We start from the raw sequence: 2,103 nt of genomic DNA, 5'->3' as shown, positions 1-2,103 counted from the left end.
TTCAGGCCGCTTTCATAATGCTTCACACGCTCCTCGGGAATGCCCCAGCCAACCAGCGCGCCAAGCAATCCGCCAGTTGCGGCGCCGGCTCCCGCGCCTGCCGCCGCAGCCGCGAGTGGGCCGGCGATCACTAGTCCGAGGCCGGGCAGCGCGAGGCTGGTGCCTGCTGCCGTCGCAGCCGCCAGCACGGCGCCGAGGGTGCCGCCCACGGCGCCGCCAATACCTGCGCCTTCAGCCGCCTTCGTTCCGAGTTCCGTTTGTGCAGTTCCTTCTGCGAAATGCCTCTTCCTTGCGTCGTCGGACATGACGACGTTGATGTCGTCCTTGCTGTAACCGCGCGTGGCGAGACTCTGGTACGCGCGTTCCGCGCTGTCGCGGTCATTAAACATTCCGGTCAGCATGCCGGGTTTGTCTCTCGATTCAATGGCCATCATCTTCTCCTTCGATTGTACGAAAAGCCGATATGCGTGACTTCCCGCACGCGGCTGTGTCGCCTGACGTTTCAAAAGCGATACAAAAATCGCAATGGGTTAGTAAGAAGCTAAAAGCAGGCCGTGAGTTCCGCTTGCGTAAGTGCAATGGCGGTGAACGGCGCTTTTTGATGGACGAATCGCGCGCGTAGCCGCAGCTTCTTTGCGCGTCTCAGAGAATCCGGTTGAACCAGAGCATGGAAAGCGCCGCGGACAGGATGGCCAGCAAGGCCGCGCCGGCGGCGAACAGCGCGGACACCTCACTCTCGCGACGCTCCAGCGTCAGGCGGGAACTGAGTGTCTTGTACACCTTGGCGAGGTCGTTCGCAGTGCCGGCATAGAAGTACTGTGCCTTGGTGAGTTCCGCGATTTCCTTGAGCGGCGCCTCGTCCAGGCGCACATGCATGGCCCAGCCGTCACCCGTCAGGACTTCGCCTGCCGCCGTGCCGATGCCGATGGTGAATACGCGGACGCCCCGTTCCGCCGCCATGCGTGATGCTTCAACGGGATCGGGACCTGTGGTGGTCTGTCCGTCGGTCAGCAGGATGATCGCGGCCGACCCGTAGGAACCGGGCGGCACCGGTTTGAAATCGTCCGGCGGCTCCTTTCCCATATCGCTGCCAAGTGCGCGTGCGCCGGCGCTTCCGCGTTGGTCCACATCCCGCGGATCGGAGGTATTCAGGTTAAAACGGACATCGGGAAAGATCGCCTTCAGCGAAACCAGGATTCCACTGCCGACTGCCGTGCCGCGCTGCAGTTGCATCCGGCCAAGGGCTTCCAGCAAGTCGTCCTTGTTGGTCGTCGGCGGTTGCACGAGACTGGCCGCGCCGGCGAAGGATACGATTCCCACGCGCGTATTGCGCGGTTGCTGTTCGACAAAGGTCCTCACTGCCGTCAAGGCCGCCGCAAAGCGGCTGGGCGCTACATCGGTTGCGCGCATGCTGCCGGACACATCGATCGCGAGGATCATGGTCTTGTGCTCGGACGGCAGGGTCAGCACCGCGGCCGGCCGCGCGGCGGCAAGCAGCATCAGGGCGATGGCAAGCAGGAACAGCAACGGCGGCACATGACGCCTGAACTGCGAGCCGCCCATCGCCGCCCGCACAGTCGCCAGGCCCGCATACTGGATGGCGACCTTCTTGCGCCTGCGCAGCATCAGCCAGTAGACCAGCACCAGCGCCGGCAGCACCAGCAGCAGCCACAGCAGTTCGGGCCAGATGAATGTCATTGCATCCCCCTGCCCGGCGCGGCGCCCGCGGCACCGCGTCCGCTCATGCGGCGCATTTCCGAGAAACGGAACAAGGCATCGACGATGTCATCCTCGGTGGAAATTTCCAGCACATCCACTCCAGCATAGGCAAAGGCCTCATGGAGTTCTTCCTCGCGCTGCGTGACGGCTGCGGCAAAGCGGCTGCGGAAGCCCTTGTCATGCGTATCGACAAGCAACTGCTCCGATGTCTCCGCATCCTGGATCGTCAGCAAGCCGAGGTCGGGCAACTCCATTTCCAGCGGGTCATACAGGCGGATGGCAATGACATCATGGCGTTGCGTGAGCATGGCCAACGGCTTTTCCCAGCCCGGCTGGGTGATGAAATCCGACACGATGAATACCAGCGAGCGCCGATGCATCACG

3 protein-coding genes are annotated in these 2,103 nt (G+C 63.1%); all 3 read right to left on the bottom strand.

The window, feature by feature from the left end; translation table 11 throughout:
• On the bottom strand, nucleotides 1–434 hold a 434-nt coding region (locus tag AYR66_RS24845), incomplete at its 3' end, for a hypothetical protein (protein ID WP_234815081.1).
• 208 nt (nucleotides 435–642) lie between these two features.
• Nucleotides 643–1,698: a vWA domain-containing protein gene (locus AYR66_RS24840; RefSeq protein ID WP_088710224.1), complete on the bottom strand. Its 1,056-nt coding sequence runs from the start codon at nucleotides 1,696–1,698 to the stop codon at nucleotides 643–645.
• Nucleotides 1,695–2,103: DUF58 domain-containing protein (locus AYR66_RS24835; RefSeq protein WP_474647548.1), on the bottom strand; the 409-nt coding region annotated here is incomplete at its 5' end. The genes AYR66_RS24840 and AYR66_RS24835, both read right to left, overlap by 4 nt.

Origin of the sequence: Noviherbaspirillum denitrificans, from assembly GCF_002211445.1 — a bacterium.
GTDB lineage: Bacteria > Pseudomonadota > Gammaproteobacteria > Burkholderiales > Burkholderiaceae_D > Noviherbaspirillum > Noviherbaspirillum denitrificans.
The sequence above is the reverse complement of the archived record's forward strand: the minus strand, read 5'-3'. Positions and strand labels throughout refer to the sequence as shown.

Coding starts and splice junctions, on each gene's coding strand:
- AYR66_RS24840 (WP_088710224.1), bottom strand. CDS start 1,698: ATGACATTCATCTGGCCCGAACTGCTGTGGCTGCTGCTGGTGCTGCCG.